This window comes from Microvirga sp. BF8 (assembly GCF_059888585.1).
This window is the reverse complement of sequence record NZ_CM187619.1, coordinates 145,246-167,890: the sequence shown is the minus strand read 5'-3', so window position 1 is coordinate 167,890 and position 22,645 is coordinate 145,246. Positions and strand designations below refer to the sequence as shown.

The following is a 22,645-nucleotide window of genomic DNA, read 5'->3' as shown; positions in this document are numbered from 1 at the left end:
GCATTCATGCCGCCGCTCCCTTCCTCAGGTCGCGCGTTGCACGCGCATCCACCGCTCCCGCCCCGTCGAGCGCGACGCCGTAATCCCGCGCCGCCGTCGCCGCCGACACGTAGCCGAGGCGCACGTCGCGGGCGACACGTTCCGGATCCCTCGCGAAGGGATCACCCCAGCCGCCGCCGCCAGGCGACTCGAGGCGGACCCGCTGGCCGGCCCGCACCTTCACATCCGCGATCTTCGAGGCCATGGGCGGGGAACGCTCGCCATCGTCCGTCTGCCATGTGAAGTGATTGAACGCTGCGGGAAGGCCGCCCGCGACGCCGAAGGGCGCGAACCTGCCGCGCTCGCCGAGCAGGAACACATCGGCGTCGGTTAAGCTTTCGATCTCGTAGATCGCGCCGAGCCCGCCGCGATGGGCGCCGGCTCCCGCCGAATCCGGCCGCAGGGCCCATTGCGTAAAGAGAACGGGGTACGCCGCTTCCATGATCTCAGCGGGCGGAATCGTCGCCGTCGAAATCGGATTGTTGGCATGGTTGAGCCCGTCGCTCTCGGGATTCCCGCCGAGACCACCGCCGAAAAAGGAGAACATCACCCAGCGCGATCCGTCCTTGCGGTGCCCGGCGAGGGACAGGGCGTTGATCGTGCCGAAGGGGCCTGCAGTCGCCCGCGCCGGATCGGCCTGGGCGAGGGCGCCGAACACCACGCCGATGACCCGCAGGATCGTTTCCGTGTAGCCGCCCACGGGCTTCGGCGGCTTGACGCCGAGAAGCGTCGTCTCCGGAATCTTGAACGTGATCGGCCGCAGGCAGCCGGCATTGGCGGGAACATCCGTGAAGACGTGCTTCAGCGCCACATAGCAGCATGCGACGGCTGTGGAATACGCGATGTTGAGCGGGCCGGAACAGGGTGCCGAAGAACGCGAAAAATCGAGCGTCATGGTCTCGCCGGCGACCGTCAGATCGAGCGCGATCGTGAGCGGCTCGTCCGTGATGCCATCGTTGTCGAGGTAGTCCTCGAACGAATAGGTGCCATCCGGGAGCGCGCCGATGGCCGCGTGCATCAGAGCCTCCGCGCGATTCGAAAAGGCTTCGAATGCGGACTCCACGGTGGCATCACCGTAGTCGTTCAAAAGGTCGGCAAGCCGCCTTTCCCCGAGATCGAGGGCGTTGAGCTGCCCATTCAGGTCGCCATAATTGGAGACCGGGACCCGAGAATTCGCGGCAAGGATCGCGACGATGTCCTCGTTCATGACACCGGCCTTGATGAGCTTGACCGGCGGGAAGCGTACGCCTTCCTGAAAGCTCTCCGTTGCCCGGGCATTGAAGCCACCGGGAACGTTGCCGCCGATATCGAGCCAGTGACCGACGGAGGCGAGCCAGCAATAGAGCTCCCCGTTGCGGAAGATCGGGCGGACGAGCCGGAAATCGTTGAGATGGGTCCCGCCGTCGTAGGGATCGTTGAACAGGAATGTGTCCCCCGGCTCCAGGCCTCCTTCGCGCTCGACCTTGTCGATCACGGCCTTGACGGCAAATGCCATAGCGCCGACGAAGATCGGAAGACCGTTCGTGCCTTGTACCAGGGTCGCGCCGGTCACCGGATGATAGAGGCCATGGCAGGCGTCGCGCGCCTCCGCGATGATCGGATTGAACGCAGACCGGTACAGGGTCGCATCCATCTCGTCGGCAATCTGCTCAAGGCGCCCTTTCAGCACGGCAAGTGTGACGGGGTCGATGGCGCTCATTCAGCGGCCTCCTGCTTGTAGTTTTCATAGCGCTCGCCGAGAGCCAGCATGTCCGGCGTGCCGATGAGGCGATTCAGGGCCCCGAAATCGAACATCCTGTCCCGGAACGGCTCGTTGGTGCCGTGGAGCTTGAGCGAGCGGTAATAGTCCTGCGCCGTCCGCGCGAGCGCCCTGACGATGCCGCCGGGGAAGATGACGAGCCGGAATCCGAGGCTGCCGAGATCCTGAGCCGACGCCAGAGGCGTCTCGCCCCCTTCAACCATGTTCACAAGGAGCGGACGCAGGGATCCGAGGGCCTGCGTAATGGCGGAGAGCTGCTCGCGCGATTTCGGAGCTTCCACGAACAGCACGTCGGCGCCGGCTTGCGCATAGAGATGCGCCCTTTCGACGGCCGCCTCGAATCCCTCGACCGCCACCGCATCGGTGCGGGCGACGATCAATGTGGCGTCATCGAGCCGCGCATCCACCGCAGCCTTGATCTTGCCGGCCATCTCCAGGGCGGGGATGACGGACTTATCCTGCAGATGTCCGCAGCGCTTCGGGAAGCTCTGGTCCTCGAGCTGGATCGCAGTGGCACCGGCCCGCTCGAACACGCGCACCGTGCGCTGCACGTTGAGAGCATTGCCGTATCCCGTATCTGCATCGACGATGAGAGGCGTCGCGACGCGCTCGCGCACAAGGGCAATCGTCTGGGCGACCTCGCTCATGGAAACGAGGCCGATATCGGGGCGACCCAGGCGCGTATAGGCAATGGCAGCGCCCGACAGATACAACGCTTCGAAGCCGGCGTCCGTCGCGAGGGAGGCTGTCAAGGGATCGTAGACCCCAGGCGCCACAACCACCTCATTCTGCAGCAGTCGGGTTCGGAGAGTCATCGTGTTGTTTCCTGGTGGGGCGGGCGGGCGAGAAGTTCCGTCAATCCGCTGAGGTTCGGCGCTCCCTCGAGTCCATCGATGGCAGCCAGAATCCGCTCCGCGTGGTCCCGCTCCCAGACGGGACCGGTCAGGTCGCGGAACTTTTCCCTCACCTCCTCCGGCGAATACGGATCTTCCGTATCGCCTTTGTTGGTCAGGGCCTGCGCCGAGAGAATGCGCCCATCCCTGAGGTGCATCTGCACGCGCGCTGGCCGCAATCCCGGGAGCCTTGCCGTAAGGCCGGGATCCTCGCGCACGGTCACGCGACGTGCGAGGCCGCGGGTGACGTCATCGTTACGGGCGTCGTCACGAAACGCGGACACGGTCGCGGCGCCGTTGACTACGAACGTCGCCAGGGCAAACGGCAACGAGAATTTTGCTGCGAGCATATTCCTCGGCTCGGACGAATCGAGCTGCGCCGCCCAGACATAGGTGTCGACGGCAATCGATTCGATCTCGTCCGGTTCGATGCGGCCGCCCGCCTGCTTCACGATGTCGGACAGTGCGTCGAGGGCGCCATGGGTATAGCGGCACGCGGCGTGGCGCTTGAAGTAGTTGCGGGCGATCTCCCACCGCTCTCCCAGTTCAGCGACCATCTTGCCAGGCTGGAACATGTCGGCGATCACCGTACCATAGACCGTTCCGACACCGTCCGCCTCACCGAGAAAACCGGCGGCCTGCAGCTCCCAGGCCATCAGGCCGAGCTGGTTCGAAAAACCGGCATAGCTGTTACGGATCGTGCCGCCCTCGAGCATCGTGCGGCGACTTGTGGAGAGCCCGAGGCTCGAGGCGATATTGACGGTTTCGATCATCTGGCGGGCATCGGCTCGTTCAAGCTTTGCCGTCGTGAGCGCGGCGCCAACCGTGCCCCACGTCCCATGCGGGTGCATAGTCACCCTGAGCTTCGATGCGATGCCGATCCGCGAGCCGATCTCATAACCGAGCACGATGGCGAGCAGGAGATCCGATCCGGAAACGCCGAGCGACGGGCCGGTCGCAAGGGCGGCGGGAACGACATGGATTCCCGGGTGGCCGCGGGCGAACTGGTTGCCCTCGTCGAGCTCGAGCATCGTTCCGGCCGTTCCATTGATCATCGCGGCAAGCAGACGAGTGACGCGACGACCCGTGCCGATGACGGGTGCGTTGCCGCCGGGCTCCCGCGTCGCGAGCCTCTCGACAAGCGCGCGGATTTCCGGCTCCTGGGCGCCGGAGGCGATGGCCCCGATACAGTCGAGGAGCACAAGCTTGGCGCGGGCGACGACTTCTTCAGGAAGGTCCGTGAAGCTGACCTGAGCCGCGAATTCGCCCCATCTCTTGAGCCAGTCCGGGCTGCCTTCGCGGAGAAGCACGGATGCGGGAATGACGTTCTGTGCGAGGATGGTCATCAACCTCTCCGTTACATGCCGAGATAGGCGCGCTTGAGTTCGGGGTCGCTCCGGACCTGGTCCGCCGGTCCGGACAGGATCACGCGGCCGTTCTCCAGAATGTAGGCATGGGATGCGCAATCGAGAGACTGGACCACGTTCTGCTCGACCAGGAGGATCGAGAGACCGCCCTCGTTCAGGCGGCGTATGAGCACGAACATCTCCTCGACAAGGAGTGGGGACAGGCCGAGCGACGGCTCGTCCAGGATCAGGAGACGCGGCTCTGCCATGAGGCCGCGGCCGATGGCCAGCATCTGTTGCTCGCCTCCCGACAATGTGCCGGCGAACTGCGCGCTTCGTTCGCGCAGCCGCGGAAACGTTTCGAACACACGGTCGATGTTTTCCAGGCGCCGGCCACGGCCGCGGCGGTAGCTGCCGAGTTCGAGATTTTCCCGCACAGACAAATTAGGGAAGATCTTTCTTCCCTCCGGCACCTGTATGAGGCCCGCCTCGACGATCGTCGCCGGAGATGCGCCCGAGAGCTGCTGCCCGTCAAAACGGATATCGCCGGCCTGAGCCTTCAGAACCCCAGAAAGCACCATGTTGAGCGTGGTCTTGCCCACGCCGTTGGAGCCGAGAACGGCAACGATCTGCCCGGCTCCGACATTCATGTCGATGCCGCGAAGCACTTCGGTGCCGCCATAGCCTGCCCGCAGCGACTTCACCTCAAGCATGAGCACCCTCCTGCCTCAGGCGCGCCGCGGCCCCCTTGCCGAGATACGCTTCAATCACGTGGGGCGCAGCGCAGACTTCCGCCGGCGCACCCTCGGCGATGATCCGCCCCTGCGCCAGCACATAGACCTTGTCGCAGAGATTCATCACCGCCTGCATCACGTGTTCGATCATCAAGATGGTAATGCCGTCGCGACGAATGGCCTGGATAACCGGAACGATGTCACGGATCTCGGATGGATTGAGTCCTGCGAGCACCTCGTCCAGCAGGAGCAGCTTGGGTTCCGTCGCCAGGGCGCGGGCCAGCTCCAGCCGCTTGCGCCCGGCGACGGTGAGGCTGGACGCAGGCTTGTCGCTTTCGGCGGCAAGGCCGACGCGCTCGGCCACCTCGCGTGCCTTCCTCATGGCATCGATGCGACTTGCATGGCGCAGATGCGCCCCGACGGCGATGTTCTCGGCCACCGTCAGTCCGGCGAAGGGCTGCACGATCTGGAATGTCCGGGCAATACCCTGGCGCGCGCGCACATGCGGCTCGAGACGTGTGACATCGCGCCCTTCAAAGAGAACGCGCCCCTCCGTCGGAGTTTCAAATCCCGAGATCAAGGTGAACAGAGTTGTCTTGCCTGCGCCGTTCGGGCCGATCAGGCCGGTGATCGAGCCGTCGTCCACCCTCATCGAGGCCTTGTTCACAGCGATCAGCCCGCCGAAGCGTTTGCTGGCATCCTGTACCTCAAGCATGACGCGGTGCCTCCTTGGCGGGCGCGCGGTACCTGAGCCGCCGAAGCGCCCCGAGGATTCCCTGCGGGGCGAAAGCGACCGCCAGGATGAGGAGCGAGCCGAAGATCAGGAGATCGATGCCGGGAACTCCCCCGGCCGCGAGCTTGGTCAGTTCTCCAAGCCCATGGAGGGCGATGGCGCCGACGAGTGGACCGAAGACGGTACCGATTCCCCCAATGATCGGCGCGAGGATGGCCTCCACCGAGATCCAGGTGCCGTACGCGATGGTCGCATCGATATAGAGAAAGTACTGCGCATAGAGCCCGCCGGCGGCAGCCGTCACGGCTGCGGAGAGCACGATGGCGCCGAGCTTGACATTGAGGGTGTCGACGCCGAGCGCCTTCGCAGCGGCCTCGTTCTCCCTTACAGCGACGAGTTGCGCCCCGAAGCGTGAGCGCTCGATCCAGCGCGAGAGCAGAAGCGCCACAACCACAAGCGCCAGCGCGATCCAGAAGAAGACGCCACGGCTCTCGAACTGGAAATTGCCCGGCCGCACATCGAGCTTGATCAGAACTCCGGCTGCGCCTCCGGTGAAGTCGGCGGCATTGGCAAGAATGCGAAGCACCTCCGCGAAAGCGAGGGTCACGAGCGCGAAATACGAGCCGCGCAACCCGGACCGGAAGCTCAAATATCCGATCAGCCAGCCGATCAGGGCTCCGGCAGCGATGCCGAGCCCGAAGGCGGCCCAGGCATTGATGCCCAGGCGCGTCTGCAGCAGCGCCGTCGCATAGGCGCCAGTCCCGAAGAAGGCGGCGTGGCCGAACGAAAACTGCCCGCCGAACCCGGCGAGGATGTTCCACCCTTGCGCGGTGAGCGCGATGATGAGGGTGAAGACGAAGAAGTTCAGGACCGTATTCGCCGAGATCACGACAGGAACGAAGGCGAGAAGAACCGCCAGGATGAGGATCGGGGCGAAGTCGCGGATGGTCATGCCTTTGCCCCGAACAGGCCCGTGGGACGCACGAGCAGCACCAGGATGAAAATGAGGAAGATGCCGATCTGCCCGAGCGAATCTCCGAGGAAGAGGCCGCACAGGCTCTCGACCACTCCGATGAAGAGGCCGCCGACGAGGGCACCCGGGATCGAGCCCATTCCGCCGAGCACGACGATGGTGAAGGCGACAAGCACGAAGGCCTGGCCGATCCGCGGATTGACATAGAAGGTCGGCATCAGCAGGCATGCGGCCACCGCGAGGCAGGCGCATCCGAGGCCGAAGGTAACCGCATAGACATGCCCGACATCGATGCCGGAGAGGCTGGCGCCCAGCTTCTCCTTGGCGACGGCGCGGATCGCCTTTCCAATATCGGTGCGCGCGAGGAGGACCCACAGGAGTGCCGTCACGAGGATCGCGGCGCCGAAGCCGATGACCCGCGGTTTCGACAGCAGCAGAGGTCCGAGTTCCACGACCTGGAAGCCATACTCTGTATCGAGCGTGCGCGTGTCGGACCGGAAGGCCGCAAGCAGCGCGTTCTCGATCGCAATCGAGAGCCCGAGGGTCACGAGAAGGATATTGCTGTCGTTGCCGTGGCTCGCAGGCCCGATGATGAAGCGCTGCACGCCATATCCCACCCCAAAGAAGAGAAGAGTCAGCGGCACGATGGCAAGATAGGGATCGAGACCGAACGCCACGTAGACGCCCCAGACGGCGAACATCGCCACCGTGAGAAGGGCGCCATGCGCGAAATTGATGATGTGAAGCACGCCATAGACGAGGGTCAAGCCGAGCGCGATGAGGGCGTAGACCGCTCCCGTCATGAGGCCGTTCACAACCGCTTCGGCAATGATGGCTGGTGAATAAATCACATCATGTCTCTTAAAAAGCCCGGAGCGCGAGCGGACGGCGCGCCCCGGAGACTTGGTTGGGCTTTAGCCGGCGACCGGGAAGATCGGCTTCGCGTCGGCGAAGGCTTCAGGGAAGATCACCTTGATCTCCTTGCCCTGCACCTGCGTGTTGACCGGCGCCGCGCCCATGTTCTGGCCGTTGACGAATTTCGTCTCGCCGTAGGGCATGATGTGCTCCTTGAACGTCGAGGTGTTCAACGCCTCGATGATCTTGGCGCGGTCGGCGGAACCGGCACGGTTGATGGCGTCTGCGAGCAGCTTCACGGCCGAGTAGTTGAGGGGAATGTTGTAGGCGAAGGTCTTGCCCTGCGCCTCGACCTGCTTCTTCAGCTCCTGAGCCTTGGGATTGCGCGGGTCGTACCAGTGATTGCAGTCCATCACATTGGCGGCCGCCTCGGGGAACTCCTTGACGAACCGATAGTTCGATGCGGCGCCGTTGAGAACCGCATAGATGCCTTTCGGCCGGATTCGCTGCTGCTGCATGGTGCGTGCCAGAAGCACGAACTCGCCATAGTAGCTCGATGGAATGACGAGGTCAGGGTTGAGCGAGCGGATGCGCAGGGCGACATTCGACATGTCGCGGGCGGGTGTCGGATGCGCGATGGTTTCGAGGATCTCGAAACCGCGCTTGGGCAATTCGGCCTGCATCAGCTTGGCGAGGCCTGAGCCGAACAGCCCATCCTCATGGACGAGCACGACGGTCTTGGCGGGCTTTCCGGCGGCATCGTTGAGCTTGACGAGATTGTCGAGGGCGAACGTGGTCACCATCCCGAATCCCGGCGCGAATCGGAAAGTGTTCTTGAGGCCGCGCTGCACGATCTGATCGGTGACGCCGACATCGACGATATAGGGCAGGTCGTAGCGCGAGGCCGCCTGTGTCGCCGCGAGGCAGATCGGGCTCGCGAAACCGCCGACGATGGCGGCAACGCCATCCGCCTGCATCTTCTCAACCTCCTGGGTGCCTGCCTCCGGATTCGACCGCGCGTCCCCGAAGACCATTTCGAGCTTCGCGCCGCCGAGGCCCTTCAGGCCGCCGGCGTCGTTGATTTCCTTGATCGCCAGTTCGGCGCCCATGCGACCGAACTCGCCATCCTGCGCCAGCGCTCCGGTCACGGGTTGCAGGATTCCGACCTTCACGGTTTGCGGCTGGGCGCGCAGATAGGCTGGCATTGCCAGCGTCGCCGCCGATGCCGCTCCGACCCTGAGAATGGTCCGGCGCGTCGGGCGCATGTCCGTTTTCATGTTGAAGTTCTCCTCTGGTGCGAATCCCGCGCGCGGCGGGCCTTTGGTTGGAGGCTCTGCGGCCCCTTGGGTGAGATGTTCGAAACGGGATTCCAGCGGCGGGCATCGGCTGCGCCGGCTCGCACGAGATCCATCTGAAACGAATAGCGGTCGGGCCGATAGAGCGCGTGAAGGTGCTCCACGCCGTGTCCTGACGGGTCCCAGACGACGCGGGTCAGCGCCAGCAGGGGCGATCCGATTTCCAGCCCGAGCGCCTCGGCCACGTCAGGCCCCGCGAGCGTCGCTCCGATATTCTGGCTCGCCTTCTCCACATGCACGCCGGAGCGTTCCAGGAGGCCAAGAAGCGGCATGGTCGCCAGGTCGGATTCCGAATAGGTCACGCCAATGCGTTCCGGAACGTGGGTCACGAGGTAGGAGAAGGGCGCACCGTCGATGAGCCGGACGCGCACGGAGCGCTGCGTCTTCTCTCCGCGTTCGAGCCCCAGGCTCGAGGCGACGTTGTCGGGGGGCACCACGTAGCCGAAGGAGAGGAGCTTGACACCGGTCCGACGGCCCATCTCGACGAGGTGGGACAGCACGTTGGAGAGGTCGGCGATGATCGGTCGGCTGGAATTCGAGTCGCGTACGAACGTGCCGGAACCGGGACGGCGATCGATAAGTCCGTCCCCCGCCAGGGTGTCCAGTGCCCGGCGCACGGTGACGCGGGAAATCTTGTACTCCGCCGCGATCGAAAGCTCGCCAGGAAGCCGGGCACCCGGCTCCAGCTCCCCGTTCAGAATCCGCTCGCGCAGCAGGAGATAGATGCGCCGGGCCTTGTGTGGTTCGACTGCGTCCAAGGATGCTCTCGCCTCAGTCCGGTTCCTGGCTGAAAGGACGGACAGCTACCTGTCTAGATTATGAGACATTTGCCTTGCGTCAAGTTCCTTTTTTGGAAATACTCCGGATCAGATCCCAGCACGACCCGCAGCGCATTCGGGAGATCGCCATGCCGTCGCCATCTGTCGAACCGCTGACCCTGCTCGACAAGATCTGGAACAGCCACGCCATCGTCACCCGCGAGGATGGGCAGACCCTGCTCTGGGTGGACCGTCATTTCGTCCATGAGGGATCGTTCCACGCCTTCAACAAGCTCAAGGACCGTGGCGCGCCGGTGGCACGACCCGACCTGACATTCGGGATCGCCGACCATTACGTGCCGACCCGCCGCTCCGGCCGCGCCCTCGACCCATCGATCCAGCAGATGGTGGAACAACTGGAGCGCAACACGACGGAGCATCGCGTGATGCTCTTCGGCCTCGACGATCCCCGCCAGGGCATTGTCCATGTGGTCGGGCCGGAACAGGGCCTGACCCTCCCCGGCCTGCTCATCGTGTGCGGCGACAGCCACACCTCGACGCATGGTGCCTTCGGCGCATGGGGCTTCGGCATTGGCGCGTCCGAAGTCGCCCACGTGCTGATGACGCAGACCCTGTGGCAGCGAAAGCCGAAGCGGATGCGGATCGTCGTCGATGGAACGACGGTCCCCGGCGTCGGTGCCAAGGACATTGCTTTGTCCATCATCGCGAAGATCGGCGCCGACGGAGCGCAGGGCCATGCGGTGGAATATGCGGGCTCCGCAATCCGCGCCCTTTCGATGGAAGGGCGGCTCACGCTCTGCAACCTGTCGATCGAGGCGGGGGCCCGCTGCGGCATGGTTGCGCCGGACGAAACCACCATCGCCTACCTGCGGGACCGGCCCTTTGCGCCGCAGGGCGGGATGTTCGAACAGGCTGTCGACGACTGGATGCGGCTGCCAAGCGATGCGGATGCGGTCTTCGACCGCGAGGTCGTTCTCGATGCTTCCGAGATCGCTCCCATCGTCACCTGGGGTGTGAGCCCGCAGGACGCCCTGCCGATCACGATGAACGTCCCGGACCCGTCCCGCGCCGCCGATCCGGGCAAGGCCGCGCAGATCAGCGACGCGCTCACCTATATGGGACTCAGGCCCGGCCAGAAGCTCACGGACATTCGCATCGACCGGGTCTTCATCGGCTCCTGTACCAACAGCCGGATCGAGGACCTGCGCGCAGCGGCATCCATCCTGGCCGGGCGCAAGGCCAAAGTGCCGGGGCTCGTCTCGCCGGGCTCGACCCTCGTGAAACGGCAGGCCGAAGCCGAGGGCCTCGACAGGATCTTCCGGGATGCGGGCCTTGAATGGGTCGATGCCGGATGCTCCATGTGCGTCGGCATGAACGGCGACATCGTCGGACCGGGCGAGCGGTGCGCCTCCACGACCAATCGCAACTTCAAGGGGCGTCAGGGCCCCGGCTCCAGGACCCACCTCATGTCTCCGGCCATGGTCGCGGCGGCGGCGATCACAGGCCATCTCGCCGATGTCCGCTCCCTCCTCGAGGAACGTCCGTGATGCAGCCCTTCAACCGCCTGACCGCCATCGCCTGTCCGCTTCCCTTCGCCAATATCGACACGGACCAGTTGATTCCCGCCCGTTTCATGAAGCGCTCGCGGTCGGACGGCTATGGCGGTTTCCTGCTGCATGACATGCGCCACGACGAAGCCGGAATGGAGGTCGCCGAGTTTCCGTTGAACAGGCCGGAGCGGAAAGGTGCCCAGATCGTCGTCGCGCGGCGCAATTTCGGTGCGGGCTCTTCGCGGGAGGCTGCCGTCTATGCGCTGGTCGACTATGGCATCCGCTGCGTCATCGCCCCGAGCTTCGGCGATATCTTCGCCTCGAATGCGGTCAATAACGGACTCGTCCCGGCCCGCGTCGAACCAGACGACGCGGAGGAACTGCTTCGCGTTCTCGACAACGGCATGATCGAAGTCAGTATCGATCTCGAAGCTCTGTCGATCACCGCCGGAAACGCCCAGGTGCCGTTCACCATCGACCCGGTCTGGCGCATGAAGCTGCTGAACGGCTGGGACGATATCGACCTGACCCGCGCGCAGGGCGACGCCATCGCGCGGTTCACGCGGGACGACGCCGCCAGGAGGCCCTGGGCCGCGCCGCACCGGGCGTCGTGACGCGCCGCCGTCACAGGCACGTCACGATCACGAGGACGGCTCCGCCTGCATGGCACATTCGCGTGCGGGCGACAGAGGATCCGCAACAGGGTGGCGGCGACCGGCCCGATACCGGAGACCCGACTCGATCTGCGACCGTATCCATAGCATAATCGTCCGCGCCATCCGCCTTGCAAGGTAACGCCAGACCCTCGGGCCCGGAGATGGATCATGAGACGCGACCGATCGCTTCGTCAGGCCGTCAGCGGAGCCGCCGCTGGACCCGTCGTCCTTGCGCTCCTGACGTGGCCGGTGCTGCCGGGCGATGCAGCGGCACAGGGAATCGGCTGCATTCTCCAGGCGGACGCGTCGCGGCGACAGGTGCTCCATTGCCGGGACGGACTGACCATCACGACGGAAGAAGGAACCAGCCTGTCCCTTGTCGATGACAACCGGGACGGGCGGCCCGAGGCGGCCAGCGTGAACAGGGGCGCCGTCTTCGTCGATGCGCCTGCACGGTCCGGGCGGCGCGGCTTTCGCATCCTCACGCCGCAGGCGGTCGCCGCCGTACGTGGCACCCAATGGGCAGTCGACGTGGCCGGGACCAAGACGGCGGTGTTCGTCGTCAGCGGCCGGGTTTCCGTTCGGAGGTCCAGCGGGGGGCGTGGCGTCGATCTCGGTCCCGGACAGGGCGTGGATGTCGAGCCTGGAACGGCGCCCCTGGTGGTGAAGACATGGCCTGCCGCCCGGGCGTCTGCCCTCCTTGCTCGTGTTGGACGGTAGCTTCGCGATGGGGCGGCGACACCTTGCCTCCCTGGCCGCGATCGTCCTGGCGGGCCTGTGGGGTGCGGCGCTGGCCCTGCCCCATTGGCACGGCGGTATTCCAATCCTCGAGAGGATCGAGGCGCCTTTGGCGGACCTGCGTTTCCTGCTTCTGGGGCCGCGGCCCGCGCCGGACGCGGTCACGATCGTTGCCATCGACGACCGGACCGCGCAGGAATCCGGGACCTTTCCTCTTCCGAGAGCAAGCATAGCCCGTCTTCTTTCGGTCCTCGCGGCCGGCAAACCAAAGGCGCTCGCCCTCGACCTTCTGCTCGTCGACTCCGGCCCGGCGGAGGGAGACCGTGCGCTCGCGGACGCCTTGCGCGAAACGCCGAGCGTGCTCGCGGCAGCGGCCGTGTTCGACGACAAGGTTCGGCCCGTTTTGCGTTCGAATGGGAATGCCCTCGATGACATCCCGCAAGCGCAACGGCTGCTTCTGCCTCTCAAGACCTTCGTTGACGTTGCGGGGTTCGGAGCCGTCAACATTGCGACGGATCCCTCGGGCGTACCGCGGCATATACCGCTTCTCCTGTGGTCGGGAGATCGCCTTATCCCTTCCTTTGCCTTGCGGGCCGTCTCCGTTGCGACAGGGCGCGATCCCGTTATCGGTGAGGATACCGTCATGGTCGGGGCCGCGGCGACCAGGACGGATATCGGGTTTGCTCTGCCGCTGCGCTTTTACGGACCCGGCGGCACCATCCGCACCATCAGCGCCGGCGATGTGCTCAATCGCGCCCATGACGATCGCCAGGACGAGCACCTTTGGCGGGACAGGATCGTCGTGATCGGCTCCACGGTCACAGGCGGCGGCGACGTGTTCCCGACGCCGTTCGATCAGGTGCTGCCAGGGGTCGAAGTGCTCGCCACGGCTATCGCCAACATCATGCAAGGCGACGGCCTCGTGCGCGACAGGCGCGTGCGGCTTGTCGATGCCGCGACGGCGACAGCCCTGCCGATGATCGTCGTTATGCTTCTCGCCTGGCATCGCGGCATATGGGGCTTCGCTCTCATCGGCGTCGTGCTTGTCCTCTGGACCGGGATCGTCCTGGCCGCATTCTCGCAGGGCATCTGGCTGAGCATGGCTCTGCCCCTCGCCGCGGCCGTTCCGCCCGCGGTTCTCTTCGGAGCGCTGACGCTTTGGCGGGACCGCGAGCGGGCAGATCACTTCGCCCTGGAGAGCGTCACTCTCAAGCGGTTCCAACCACCAAGCCTCGCCGCGCGACTGACCCGGGATCCCGGCTTCCTGACGGAGCCTGCCCATCAGGAAGCCGCCATGGTTTTCATCGACCTCTCAGGCTTCACCGGCCTCAGCGAGGTCATGGATCTCGACGAGACCCAAGGCATGCTGCGAACCTTCCACGCGCTCGTGGACGAGGAGGCTGTCCGTCATCACGGGCTCGTGGCGAGCTTCATGGGCGATGGTGCGATGCTCCTCTTCGGTCTGCCGGAGCCAGGTCCCGGGGATGCTGCCCACGCGGTGGCTGCCTGCGTCGGGCTATGTGCCCGGATGAAGCCCTGGCTCGCATCCCTTCCGCCTCCCCTCGCCGCGCGCCTTGGTTTCAAGATCGGCGCTCATTACGGGCCGATCGTCGCATCGCGCCTCGGCGGGGACAGCCACCAGCACATCACCGCCATCGGCGACGCGGTCAATGTCGCGAGCCGCCTGATGGAGGTGGCCGCCGCCCATCGCGCCGAGATCGCGCTGAGCGACGATCTTCTCCAGGCTGCCGGATCGGTCCGTTCGGTGCTCGACTCCGGGTTTCTCGAAGGCCCTCTGGCGGCATCGATCCGCGGCCGCGCCGGATCGATCCGGATCTGGCTCTGGCGGGATCGGCCCGAAGCGATGGTGGATGCGGGCTAGGCTAGGTTCGACGCATCGCGCGCTGCCTTCGTGCGAGGATTCGCTCGTAGGCAGCCTGGAGGCCCGCAAGGACCGATGGCCCGGTCGCGGGCGCTCCGAGATGGAGGGTGCGCAACTCCGCCATGAAGGCATCCCACATCGACGGACCGCCCTCCTCCAGCAATCGGGCGCGAATGGACAGTTCCTCCGAGGCGGGCGCATGGCGGCGTCCCCACGCTCCCATCTGCACGAGCAGGGGAACGAGCTGAATGGCGGGCTCGGTGAGGCTGTAGATCGCCTTCTGCTGGTGGGAGGGATCGTCGCGCTTCGACAGCAGCCCTGCCGCGACCAGGCGCTTGAGGCGATCGGCCAGGATGTTCGATGCGATCCCCTCCTCCGATCGGCTCAGCAACTCGCGATAATGGCGGCGATTTCCGAACATGATGTCGCGAATGACGATCAGGCTCCAGCGATCGCCCAACATCTCCAGAGTCAGGTTGATCGGGCAGCCGGACCGGTGTGCGCCACTCATGAAGACGAACTCCTCTTGACCGGTTGCAAAATAGGATCAGTCACTTTAGACTGCAACTGCTTGCAATTTGAAAGCAGAGAATCCGATGACCCTGCAACTCTTCGCCCACCCTTTCTCGTCCTATTGCCAGAAGGTGCTGACAGCGCTCTATGAGAACGGCACGTCATTCACGTTGCGTCAGGTCGACCAGGACGAAGCCGCGGCCGAATGGGCGGCCCTGTGGCCCCTGAAGCGGATGCCGGTTCTGACGGACGACGGCCACAAGGTGCTGGAATCGAGCATCATCATCGAGTACCTCGCTCTGCACCATCCGGGACCGGTGCGCCTGATCCCGGAGGATCCGCGCGCCGCCCTGGAGGTGCGAATGATGGATCGCTTCTTCGACAATTACATCATGACGCCGATACAGCAGATCGTGTTCAACGCCCTTCGCCCGGAAGAGGCGCGCGACCCCTATGGCGTGGACAAGGCGCGACACATGCTGGACAGCGCCTATGGCTGGCTCGACCGGACGCTCGCCGCCCGCGAATGGGCCGCGGGCGAGACCTTCAGCCTGGCGGATTGCGCGGCCGCGCCTGCCCTGTTCTATGCGGATTGGACGCACGCAATCGGGACGGAGCAGGCTCACGTCCGCGGCTATCGCAACCGGCTCCTGGCCCGCCCCTCCTTCGCTCGCGCCGTCGAGGAAGCGCGCCCTTATCGACAGCTCTTTCCGCTGGGCGCGCCCGACAGGGATTGATCGGTCCCGCTGGAGGGCTGAAAGCTGCCGCGAAACGGCACGGATCCTTTCTGCATGTCCCTCAAGGTCGCCCTCATGCGCAGTATCGTCATCAATGGCCAGCGCGTGAAAATGGAAGACGCGCGCTCCCTCGCAGGGCAAGTCGGAGGTGCCGACGTGCGGTCTGTGATCGCGACAGGCAACCTCCTGTTTCGTTCAAGCCGGGAATCGCGCGCCTTGGAGCGGGATCTGGAGAATGCCTGCGAGCGGTTTTACGGCCGGGCGACGGAAATGGTCGTCAAGACCGCCGAGGAATGGCGTACGCTGCTCGCTGCCAATCCCTTTCCCGAGGAAGCGGCCCGCGCTCCCGCGCGACTGCTGGTTTGGGCGATGCGCGCACCGCTCCCGGAGCTCGGCCTGGAGCAGTTGCGCCGACGGGCGCAGGGCGTGGAGCGGATCGAGCGCGTGGCAAGCGGTGATTTCTACATCTGGTTTGGGGAAGGATCCCTTTCGGGGTCCAGGATCCCTGCCGGCTTCAACCTGAAGGCCCTCGGCGCGGTCGGGACCAACCGGAACTGGAACACGGCGGTGAAGATCGCGCACATGCTCGACGCCATGGGCCGGTGAAGCTGCAGCGTACGACGTCGGTCGCCCGGAGGGGTGCGGTCCCGGACTTCCCGATCCGACGGCGCCGCCGACAGCGACCCGTGCGGCTTATGGCGGGGCGGCCGCATCGCCAGCAAAAAAATGAGGACGGCCGGAGGCCGTCCTCTCATTCCACGGATTGTGGCTCGACTGAGCCCTGTCGCTCGGAAGCGTCTCAGTGCTCGCGGAAGGCGCGGGCGATCTGCTCTTCCATGGGCTTGAAGAAGTACTCGAACGGGGTGCGCTGGTTGACCTCGACGAACACCTCCGCCTGCATGCCCGCGATGAGCTTGAGGTTCTCCAGACGCTTGACCTCGTTCGGAGGCAGGTCGACCCGGATCGTGTAGAACGTCACCCCGGTCTGCTGATCCCGCGACACGTCCGCCGCGATCCGGCTCACGGTGCCATGCAGTTCGGGAATCATGCGCTGATTCGAGGCATGAACGCGAACGGTTGCGTTCTGGCCGATCTTCACCTGGTCGATGTCGTTCGGCATGACCTTGGCTTCCAGCTCGAGCTTGTCGTTGGTGGGCACGATCATCATCACTGGCTCGGCGGGCGAGATCACGCCGCCGATCGTATGAACGTTGAGCTGGTGCACGAAGCCGGCGCTCGGCGACCGGATGTCGGTGCGCTTGAGCTGGTCTTCGGCGGCCACCCGCCGTTCGGTGTACTCGGCGATCCGGCCCTGGATCTCGCGCAGCTCCTTGAGGGCGTCGGCCCGCATCTCCTCGTCGATCTGGATGATCTGGAACGAGGTCTCGGCGATCCGGCCTTCCGACTGGGCGACGGCCGCGATCAGCTGGCCGCGCTGGCCTTCGATGCTCGCCGCATCGCGCTCGAGCGCATTCAGCCGCGGAAGCTGCACCAGGTTCTTCTGGTAGAGTTCGCGCACGCCCTTGAGCTCGTCCTTGATGAACTCGGCCTCGCGGGCCTTCGCCTCCTGCTGTGCCTTGAGGCCTGTGATCTCGTCCTGGGACTGGGAGATGCGCTTACGCAGCTGGTCCTTCTGCGCGTCCCGCGCCGAGCGGCGGGCATCGAACAGGGTCCGCTCGGACGCCATGATCGTCTGCACGCCCGGCTCGCCGAGACGGGAGGCGAACTCCTCCGGATCCTTGACCTGGGCCGCGCCGTCCCGTTCCGCCTCGAGCCGGGCGCGACGGGCGATGAACTCGTCGAGCTGCTTCGTGACGAGCTGGAGATTGGCCCGCGTCACCGTTTCGTCCAGGCGGATCAGAAGATCGCCGGCGGCAACCTTGTCGCCCTCCTGCACCTTCAGTTCGCCGACGATGCCGCCGGTGGCGTGCTGGATCTTCTTGACGCTCGTGTCGACCACGAACTGGCCACCGGCCACGACCGCGCCCGACAGGGTCGCGGTGGCCGCCCAGAGGCCGATCGTACCGGCGAACAGCGCGATCAGCGCGGTGCCTGTGACCGCCGCCTTGCGCAGCGCCTGCTGGTGAATGGAGGCCTTCGGCTTCGCCCCCTTGAGTGTGATCGTCTGCATTTTAACCAACCTCTCGCAGGTTGCCGGTGGGCATAGCTGCCGGTTGCCGTGTGGCGGCGGCGGGTGCGGGCGTCGTGTTGCGTTTCATGACGGATTGCAGGACCTCGTCCCGCGGGCCCATGGCCCGGATCCGCCCCTCTTCCATGATGGCGACCTGATCGACCTGGCCGAGAGCGGCCGGGCGATGGGTGATGACGATCACGATGCCGCCGCGCTGGCGCACCGACAGGATCGCCCGGTTGAGGGCGTCGTCGCCGGCGCCGTCGAGGCTGGCATTGGGCTCGTCCAGAACGACCAGGAACGGATTGCCGTAGAGCGCGCGGGCGAGGGCCACACGCTGGCGCTGGCCGCCCGACAGCGACGCCCCGCTCTCGCCGATCCGGGTATTGTAGCCCTCCGGCAGCCCGAGGATGAGGTCATGCGCGCCGGCCATCTGCGCCGCAGAGATGATGTCGTCCGGTTTCGCGTCGGGCTGGAAGCGGGCGATGTTCTCCGCGACCGTGCCGTCGAACAGCTCCACATCCTGCGGCAGGTAGCCGATATGGCGTCCGAGCGCATCGGCCTCCCACTGGTCGAGGGCCGCGCCATCGAGGCGGATTTCCCCGCGCATGCTCGGCCAGACCCCGACAAGGGCGCGCGCCAGGGTCGATTTGCCCGAGGCGCTGGCACCGATGAGACCGAGGCCCTGGCCGGCCTGGAGCTGCATGGAGACGGCCTGCACGATCGGCTGCGGCGCGCCAGGCGCTCCCACATACACCTCCTCGACCGCGAGGTGGGCCTTGGGCGCGGGAAGGTCCATGAGCTGCGACTGCGGCGGGATCAGGGACATGATGTGCTGCAGGCGGCGATAGCCCTGGCGTGCGGCGGTGAAGCCCTTCCAGTGCGCGACGGCGATCTCGATCGGCGCGAGGGCGCGCGACATCATGATCGAGCCGGCGATCATCAGGCCGCCCGACATCTGGCCCTGGATGACCAGATAGGCGCCGAGGCCCAGGATGGCTGACTGAAGCACCATGCGGAAGACCTTGGCGAAGGCGCTGATGCCCGAGGACGCCTCACTGGCGCGCAGGCCGTCGTTGACGTGGCGGCAATGGACCTCGTCATAGCGCTTGGCCAGGAAGCCCAGCATGCCGAGCGCGCGGATGGCTTCGGCGTTGCGGCGGCTGGTTTCGGCCATGGCATGGCGCTCGGCGGAGCTCTTCGTCAGCTCGTAGGACGGAGCCTTGCTCTTGGCGTCGGTGTAGAGGGTCAGGATGACGATGCAGATGCCGCCGAAAACCGACAGGATGCCGATCCAGGGATGAATCATGAAGCAGCCGATGATGAAGATCGGCATGAACGGCATGTCGAACAGGGCCGTGGGGCCGAGGCTGGAGAGAAAGACGCGGATCTGGTCGAGATCGCGCACGGGCTGCAGGCTTTCGGTCTGCTTGGCGCCGCGCAGCGGCATCTGGGCCACGAGGTCGAACACGCGGGCGGAGAGCTGCTCGTCGAAACGGGCACCGATCCGGGCCAGCATCTTGCCGCGCAGCATATCGAGGCCGCCGGACAGGGCATAGGCGGCCAGGACGATGAGCGACAGGCCGATCAGGGTCGGAATGCTCCGGCTCGACAGAACCCGATCGTAGAGCTGGAGCATGTAGAGAGAGCCCGTGAGGGCCAGGAGATTGACCACCGCGGAGAACACGGCGACGCCGATGAATGAAGGGCTGCATGCTTTCAGAGCGTCATAGACCTCTGTGCTGTCTTCCCGTTGCCTTTTCGATGCCTGCGCCATCTGTCGTCCCATCAAGCGGACCGGCAAAAGCCGGGACCGCGCCTATGCGTTGCGGTTTTCCCGGACCGAAGGAAATCTCCGGTTCCGGGCGCGGTGCCATCTCGCGATGGCGACGGTTGCGGGCTAAAATAATGTACACCTTCGCGCGCACCTTCGTTCGGCGCTTTTGAGCGACTGCGTTCATCGTAGGAGGAAGCCCCCGGCATGGTGTTTACCTTACGCCAAGCCTTTTGTAACCCTATTCCATGTAATTATGTCAACGAAAAGGCGCGCAAGCCACTTTTTTGGATTTTGCGCGGTAAGCCGAAAAGGCGTAATTTCCGATGTAATCGCAGTAGCTTAGCGGTCGCTCACGACACCTGCACAGGGCCGGCAAGTGGTCGCATCTCCGGCTGTGCACGCGAAAAATGCGCCGTCTCCCGTCGAATCGACGGATCCCGGGAGCCCCTCGTTGGCGGGAATCCTCCGGTGGAACGGAAGCACGCGCCTCAGTGCGGGACCAGCCCGCGCAGGCCGTACACAGCGGCCGCAAAAGCCGCGAGGCTGGCAAGATAGATCAGTCCGAACCAGGCCACGCGCTTCAAGGTTCCGCCGGGAGGGCGGGACGATCCGGTGGTCATTCTAGTGATACCCGTAGCCCCCGCCCTGGGCTTCCTCGGCGACCTTGCCGCGGAAGACATAGTAGGCATAGGCCGTATAGGCGAAGATCACCGGCATGACGATCGCGAACCCGACGAGGGCGAAGAGCTGCGAGCTGACTGTATTGGCAGCCTGCCAGACCGTCAGCGTCGGCGGCACGATATAGGGAAAGAGGCTGACCCCCAGCCCGAGATATCCAAGAAGAAAGAGCCCGATGGCCAGGAAGAAGGGCCGCATGTGCCGCCCGATCTCAAGATCCCGGTAGAGCTGATAGGCCGCGTAGGCGGTGACCAGGGGGATCGGCGCCAGGAGGGCGACATTCGGCCAGGAGAACCATCGGGTCTCGATCTGCCGGCCGAGGAAGGGGACCCAGATCGAGACCAGGACCATGGCGGCGACGGTCGCGATCAGGAAGCGGACGGCCATGCGCCGGGCCCAGATCTCGAGTTCGCCCGTGGTCTTCATCACGCACCAGGTGGCGCCGAGCAGACCGTAGCCGCAGATCAGCCCGAGGCCGGTGAGGACACTGAACGGTGTGACGAAGTCGAGCGTCCCGCCAGTGAACTGGCGCCCGTCGTGGGAAAAGCCCTGGACGAAGGCACCGAGCACCATGCCTTGTGCGAAGGTGGCCACGAGCGATCCGTAGTGGAAGGCATTGTCCCAAAGGAATTTCGAACGGTTCGCCTTGAAGCGGAACTCGAAGGCGACACCCCGGAAGATCAGCGCGATCAGCATCACGAAAATCGGAATGTAGAGAGCCGGCATCAGGATCGCATAGGAGAGATGGAAGACCGCGAAGAGGCCGCCGCCACCGAGGACGAGCCATGTTTCGTTGCCGTCCCAGATCGGTGCGACCGACATCATCATGCGGTCGCGCCAGTTCTCGTTGTTCGCACTCTTGAACAGGATGCCGATGCCGAGATCGAAACCGTCGGCGATGACATACATGGCAACGGCCACCGCGATGAGCGCCGCCCAGATCAGCGGCAACCAGAAGGCGAGACCTTCGTACTCCATGCCGAACCCGAACATGAACGCCTCCTATCCTGCCGGTTGCGGCCGCTGATTGCTCCGCCCTTCCAGGCGCTCGTCAGGCACCGAGAGAGGACGTTTCGCCTTCTTCGATAGATCGCCCTCGCCCAGTCCCTCGACTGGTTCAGGGCCTCTGCGCAGCAGCTTCGCGAGGTAATAGGACCCGAAGCCGAAGATGAAGGAATAGACGACGATGAAGGCGATCAGGGACGCCGTCACGGCGCCGGTCGTGACGGGCGAGACCGCATCTGCGGTGCGGAGAAGCCCATAGACCACGTAGGGCTGCCGGCCGATTTCCGCCGTAAACCAGCCGAAGAGCACGGCACCGAAGCCCGACGGCGTCATGAGCATCGTGATGGTCAGGAAGAACCTGTTCGAAAAGAGCGTTCCCTTCCAGCGCAGATAGAGGCTCCACCATCCGACGGCCAGCATCGCGAAACCGATGGCGACCATGATGCGGAAGGAGAAGAAGACGGGCCAGACCGGCGGACGCTCATCCGGCGGCACATCCTTCAATCCGGGCACGACTCCGTGGAAGGCATGGGTCAACACCCAGCTTCCGACCTTCGGGATCCCAAGCTCGTAATGATTGGTCTCCGCGACCTCGTCCGGAATCGCGAAGAGGCGAAGCGGCATGTTGCCCTGGCGCTCCCAGTTGCCTTCGATGGCGGCGAGCTTCGTGGGCTGGTATTTCAGGACGCCGAGGCCGTGCAGATCGCCGATGACGATCTGAATCGGCACGAAAATCGCAGCGAACCACAGGGCCATCGACATGGAGCGCCTTGCCCCCATGAGCTTCGCCTCCGGCGCATCGTGCGGATGGCGCAGCAGCATCCAGGCGGACATGCCGGCCACCGCGAAGGCAGTGGTGAGATAGGCCCCCATCACCATATGCGCGTAGCGCAGCGGGAACGACGGATTGAAGACGATCGCAAACCAATCGACCGGCACCGCCTTGCCGTTTTCGATGGCATGACCGGCGGGGGTCTGCATCCACGAATTGGCAGAAAGAATCCAGAAGGCGGAGATCAGGGTCCCGAGCGCCACCATGCAGGTGGCGAAGAAGTGCAGGCGGTCGCCGACTTTCTCCCAGCCGAACAGCATGATCCCGAGGAAGGCAGCCTCCAGGAAGAATGCCGTGATGACCTCATAGGCGATGACGGGACCGAGAACGTTGCCGGTGAACTCCGAGTAGCGGGACCAGTTGGTGCCGAACTGATAGCTCATGACGATTCCCGACACGACGCCGAGACCGAAGGAGATCGCGAAGATCTTTACCCAGAACCGGAACAGATTGCGGTAGATGGGACTGCCGGTGCGCAGCCAGTTGAACTCGAGAGCGACAAGCCAGCTGGCGAGGCCGATGGTGAAGGCGGGGAAGATGATATGGAAGGAGATCGTGAAAGCAAACTGGATCCGGGACAACATCAAGGCGTCGAGTTCCATTGCCGCGCTCCCTCGAACGGTCTCCCCTCCCCTTACTAGCGCGGAATGGGAAGAAATCCAGGGTTCAGGCTGCGGCAA

General features: G+C 64.9%; 21 protein-coding genes. 6 read left to right on the top strand and 15 right to left on the bottom strand.

Going from position 1 to position 22,645, the window contains the following annotated elements; translation table 11 throughout:
- Nucleotides 1-4 precede the first annotated feature (4 nt).
- From AC522E_RS00760 to AC522E_RS00720, 9 genes are all read right to left on the bottom strand, one after another.
- Nucleotides 5-1,738, bottom strand: a complete 1,734-nt coding sequence (locus AC522E_RS00760; RefSeq protein WP_500748515.1) for a hydantoinase B/oxoprolinase family protein — start codon at nt 1,736-1,738, stop codon at nt 5-7.
- Entirely contained in the window at nt 1,735-2,613 is an 879-nt protein-coding gene (locus AC522E_RS00755; RefSeq protein WP_500748514.1) for an isocitrate lyase/PEP mutase family protein, read from the bottom strand. The genes AC522E_RS00760 and AC522E_RS00755 overlap by 4 nt, the downstream gene beginning before the upstream one ends.
- A complete protein-coding gene (locus AC522E_RS00750) occupies nt 2,610-4,037 on the bottom strand; it encodes an MmgE/PrpD family protein (RefSeq protein ID WP_500748513.1) in 1,428 nt (475 codons plus the stop codon). The genes AC522E_RS00755 and AC522E_RS00750 overlap by 4 nt, the downstream gene beginning before the upstream one ends.
- A gap of 11 nt (nt 4,038-4,048) precedes the next feature.
- Nucleotides 4,049-4,750, bottom strand: coding sequence for an ABC transporter ATP-binding protein (locus AC522E_RS00745; protein ID WP_500748512.1), 702 nt, complete (start codon nt 4,748-4,750; stop codon nt 4,049-4,051).
- Complete coding sequence (locus tag AC522E_RS00740; protein WP_500748511.1) at nt 4,743-5,486, bottom strand: ABC transporter ATP-binding protein; 744 nt, start codon at nt 5,484-5,486, stop codon at nt 4,743-4,745. Before AC522E_RS00740 ends, AC522E_RS00745 begins: the two co-directional genes overlap by 8 nt.
- Complete coding sequence (locus tag AC522E_RS00735) at nt 5,479-6,456, bottom strand: branched-chain amino acid ABC transporter permease (RefSeq protein ID WP_500748510.1); 978 nt, start codon at nt 6,454-6,456, stop codon at nt 5,479-5,481. Before AC522E_RS00735 ends, AC522E_RS00740 begins: the two co-directional genes overlap by 8 nt.
- Nucleotides 6,453-7,325 (bottom strand): branched-chain amino acid ABC transporter permease, encoded by an 873-nt coding sequence (locus AC522E_RS00730; protein ID WP_500750814.1) that lies wholly within the window; start codon nt 7,323-7,325, stop codon nt 6,453-6,455. The genes AC522E_RS00735 and AC522E_RS00730 overlap by 4 nt, the downstream gene beginning before the upstream one ends.
- A 66-nt stretch (nt 7,326-7,391) precedes the next feature.
- Nucleotides 7,392-8,609: an ABC transporter substrate-binding protein gene (locus tag AC522E_RS00725; protein WP_500748509.1), complete on the bottom strand. Its 1,218-nt coding sequence runs from the start codon at nt 8,607-8,609 to the stop codon at nt 7,392-7,394.
- Entirely contained in the window at nt 8,606-9,445 is an 840-nt protein-coding gene (locus AC522E_RS00720) for a GntR family transcriptional regulator (RefSeq protein ID WP_500748508.1), read from the bottom strand. The genes AC522E_RS00725 and AC522E_RS00720 overlap by 4 nt, the downstream gene beginning before the upstream one ends.
- A gap of 149 nt (nt 9,446-9,594) precedes the next feature.
- On the opposite strand from AC522E_RS00720, the gene leuC reads away from it, so the two are divergent.
- The 4 genes from leuC to AC522E_RS00700 all read left to right on the top strand — a co-directional run bounded on the left by leuC (nt 9,595) and on the right by AC522E_RS00700 (nt 14,292).
- Nucleotides 9,595-11,013 (top strand): 3-isopropylmalate dehydratase large subunit, encoded by a 1,419-nt coding sequence (leuC, locus tag AC522E_RS00715; RefSeq protein ID WP_500748507.1) that lies wholly within the window; start codon nt 9,595-9,597, stop codon nt 11,011-11,013.
- A complete protein-coding gene (gene leuD, locus AC522E_RS00710; protein WP_500748506.1) occupies nt 11,013-11,630 on the top strand; it encodes a 3-isopropylmalate dehydratase small subunit in 618 nt (205 codons plus the stop codon). The genes leuC and leuD overlap by 1 nt, the downstream gene beginning before the upstream one ends.
- Nucleotides 11,631-11,840: 210 nt before the next feature.
- Entirely contained in the window at nt 11,841-12,392 is a 552-nt protein-coding gene (locus tag AC522E_RS00705; protein WP_500748505.1) for a FecR domain-containing protein, read from the top strand.
- A gap of 7 nt (nt 12,393-12,399) precedes the next feature.
- Nucleotides 12,400-14,292 (top strand): CHASE2 domain-containing protein, encoded by a 1,893-nt coding sequence (locus AC522E_RS00700; protein ID WP_500748504.1) that lies wholly within the window; start codon nt 12,400-12,402, stop codon nt 14,290-14,292.
- Nucleotide 14,293: 1 nt separating this feature from the next.
- Here the strand turns inward: AC522E_RS00700 and AC522E_RS00695 are convergent, their stop codons facing one another.
- Nucleotides 14,294-14,803 (bottom strand): winged helix-turn-helix transcriptional regulator, encoded by a 510-nt coding sequence (locus tag AC522E_RS00695; RefSeq protein WP_500748503.1) that lies wholly within the window; start codon nt 14,801-14,803, stop codon nt 14,294-14,296.
- A gap of 85 nt (nt 14,804-14,888) precedes the next feature.
- Between AC522E_RS00695 and AC522E_RS00690 the strand changes: the two genes are divergently transcribed.
- Nucleotides 14,889-15,542: a glutathione S-transferase family protein gene (locus AC522E_RS00690; protein ID WP_500748502.1), complete on the top strand. Its 654-nt coding sequence runs from the start codon at nt 14,889-14,891 to the stop codon at nt 15,540-15,542.
- Between the two features lie 54 nt (nt 15,543-15,596).
- Nucleotides 15,597-16,148, top strand: coding sequence for a DUF1697 domain-containing protein (locus tag AC522E_RS00685; protein WP_500748501.1), 552 nt, complete (start codon nt 15,597-15,599; stop codon nt 16,146-16,148).
- A gap of 193 nt (nt 16,149-16,341) precedes the next feature.
- On the opposite strand, the gene AC522E_RS00680 is transcribed toward AC522E_RS00685, so the two are convergent.
- From AC522E_RS00680 to AC522E_RS00660, 5 genes are all read right to left on the bottom strand, one after another.
- Nucleotides 16,342-17,673, bottom strand: coding sequence for an HlyD family type I secretion periplasmic adaptor subunit (locus AC522E_RS00680; protein ID WP_500748500.1), 1,332 nt, complete (start codon nt 17,671-17,673; stop codon nt 16,342-16,344).
- Nucleotide 17,674: 1 nt separating this feature from the next.
- Nucleotides 17,675-19,450 (bottom strand): type I secretion system permease/ATPase, encoded by a 1,776-nt coding sequence (locus AC522E_RS00675; protein WP_500748499.1) that lies wholly within the window; start codon nt 19,448-19,450, stop codon nt 17,675-17,677.
- A gap of 488 nt (nt 19,451-19,938) precedes the next feature.
- Nucleotides 19,939-20,070, bottom strand: a complete 132-nt coding sequence (locus AC522E_RS00670; protein ID WP_500748498.1) for a hypothetical protein — start codon at nt 20,068-20,070, stop codon at nt 19,939-19,941.
- Between the two features lies 1 nt (nt 20,071).
- Complete coding sequence (gene cydB / locus AC522E_RS00665; protein ID WP_500748497.1) at nt 20,072-21,121, bottom strand: cytochrome d ubiquinol oxidase subunit II; 1,050 nt, start codon at nt 21,119-21,121, stop codon at nt 20,072-20,074.
- 9 nt (nt 21,122-21,130) lie between these two features.
- A complete protein-coding gene (locus AC522E_RS00660) occupies nt 21,131-22,567 on the bottom strand; it encodes a cytochrome ubiquinol oxidase subunit I (protein ID WP_500748496.1) in 1,437 nt (478 codons plus the stop codon).
- Nucleotides 22,568-22,645: the final 78 nt, after the last annotated feature.

Excerpts from the sequence above, each read along its gene's own strand:
- AC522E_RS00750 (WP_500748513.1), bottom strand. The coding sequence starts at position 4,037 with ATGACCATCCTCGCACAGAACGTCATTCCCGCATCCGTGCTTCTCCGC.
- AC522E_RS00725 (WP_500748509.1), bottom strand. The coding sequence starts at position 8,609 with ATGAAAACGGACATGCGCCCGACGCGCCGGACCATTCTCAGGGTCGGA.
- AC522E_RS00685 (WP_500748501.1), top strand. The coding sequence starts at position 15,597 with ATGTCCCTCAAGGTCGCCCTCATGCGCAGTATCGTCATCAATGGCCAG.
- AC522E_RS00735 (WP_500748510.1), bottom strand. The coding sequence starts at position 6,456 with ATGACCATCCGCGACTTCGCCCCGATCCTCATCCTGGCGGTTCTTCTC.
- cydB (WP_500748497.1), bottom strand. The coding sequence starts at position 21,121 with ATGTTCGGGTTCGGCATGGAGTACGAAGGTCTCGCCTTCTGGTTGCCG.
- AC522E_RS00690 (WP_500748502.1), top strand. The coding sequence starts at position 14,889 with ATGACCCTGCAACTCTTCGCCCACCCTTTCTCGTCCTATTGCCAGAAG.
- leuC (WP_500748507.1), top strand. The coding sequence starts at position 9,595 with ATGCCGTCGCCATCTGTCGAACCGCTGACCCTGCTCGACAAGATCTGG.
- AC522E_RS00700 (WP_500748504.1), top strand. The coding sequence starts at position 12,400 with ATGGGGCGGCGACACCTTGCCTCCCTGGCCGCGATCGTCCTGGCGGGC.
- AC522E_RS00675 (WP_500748499.1), bottom strand. The coding sequence starts at position 19,450 with ATGGCGCAGGCATCGAAAAGGCAACGGGAAGACAGCACAGAGGTCTAT.
- AC522E_RS00695 (WP_500748503.1), bottom strand. The coding sequence starts at position 14,803 with ATGAGTGGCGCACACCGGTCCGGCTGCCCGATCAACCTGACTCTGGAG.
- AC522E_RS00660 (WP_500748496.1), bottom strand. The coding sequence starts at position 22,567 with ATGGAACTCGACGCCTTGATGTTGTCCCGGATCCAGTTTGCTTTCACG.
- AC522E_RS00745 (WP_500748512.1), bottom strand. The coding sequence starts at position 4,750 with ATGCTTGAGGTGAAGTCGCTGCGGGCAGGCTATGGCGGCACCGAAGTG.
- AC522E_RS00670 (WP_500748498.1), bottom strand. The coding sequence starts at position 20,070 with ATGACCACCGGATCGTCCCGCCCTCCCGGCGGAACCTTGAAGCGCGTG.
- AC522E_RS00705 (WP_500748505.1), top strand. The coding sequence starts at position 11,841 with ATGAGACGCGACCGATCGCTTCGTCAGGCCGTCAGCGGAGCCGCCGCT.
- AC522E_RS00760 (WP_500748515.1), bottom strand. The coding sequence starts at position 1,738 with ATGAGCGCCATCGACCCCGTCACACTTGCCGTGCTGAAAGGGCGCCTT.
- AC522E_RS00755 (WP_500748514.1), bottom strand. The coding sequence starts at position 2,613 with ATGACTCTCCGAACCCGACTGCTGCAGAATGAGGTGGTTGTGGCGCCT.
- leuD (WP_500748506.1), top strand. The coding sequence starts at position 11,013 with ATGCAGCCCTTCAACCGCCTGACCGCCATCGCCTGTCCGCTTCCCTTC.
- AC522E_RS00680 (WP_500748500.1), bottom strand. The coding sequence starts at position 17,673 with ATGCAGACGATCACACTCAAGGGGGCGAAGCCGAAGGCCTCCATTCAC.
- AC522E_RS00740 (WP_500748511.1), bottom strand. The coding sequence starts at position 5,486 with ATGCTTGAGGTACAGGATGCCAGCAAACGCTTCGGCGGGCTGATCGCT.